Genomic DNA, 775 nt, shown 5'->3' on the forward strand with positions numbered 1-775 from the left:
ACCAGACTTTTTATGGCAGGAGTTTTATCTCGACCAACAGATAAACGACCGTGGGATAGAAATAGATTCTCTTTTCGTTGAGTCAGCCATAAAACTCGACTTAGAGGTGAAAACGCATCTTATGAGTGAGATTAAGCATGTTACGGGTTTAGAAAACCCGAACTCCGTGTTACAAATGCGCTCTTGGCTTAAAAAGCATGGTCTTGAAATGGAGTCGCTTGGTAAAAAAGAAGTCGCTAAAGAGCTTAAAACAGTGGGTAAAGAGTTGGCGGAAGTTTTACAGCTTCGTCAGCAGCTTGCCAAATCATCGGTGAAAAAGTATACGGCGATGAAAAACGCTGCCTGCATGGATTATCGGGAGCGTGGCATGTTTCGCTTCTATGGTGCAAACCGTACCGGAAGATTCGCAGGAAGGCTCGTACAATTACAAAACCTGCCACAAAACCATCTGCCTGATTTGGCGGAGGCTAGAAGTCTTGTTAAACAAGGAAATGTTGAAGCTTTGGAAATGCTTTATGAGGATATTCCGGATACCTTATCCCAGCTTATCCGCACTGCTTTTATCCCACGCACGGGATTTAAGTTTATTGTCGCAGACTTTTCGGCAATCGAAGCGAGAGTCTTGGCTTGGCTTGCTGGTGAAAAATGGCGTATGCGAGTATTCGCGGAAGGTAAAGACATTTACTGCTCGTCAGCCTCTCAAATGTTTAGCGTGCCTGTTGAAAAGCACGGAGTAAACGGGCATTTGCGGCAGAAAGGTAAGATCGCGGAACTT

1 protein-coding gene is annotated in these 775 nt (G+C 44.9%); it reads left to right on the forward strand.

Translation table 11 applies throughout. From position 1 onward, the window contains the following. Positions 1-775 (forward strand): DNA polymerase (locus ACTJLE_RS06395; protein ID WP_481267897.1); only part of this gene is annotated, 775 nt, incomplete at both ends.

Source organism: Gardnerella sp. CCPDSM, assembly GCF_056754715.1.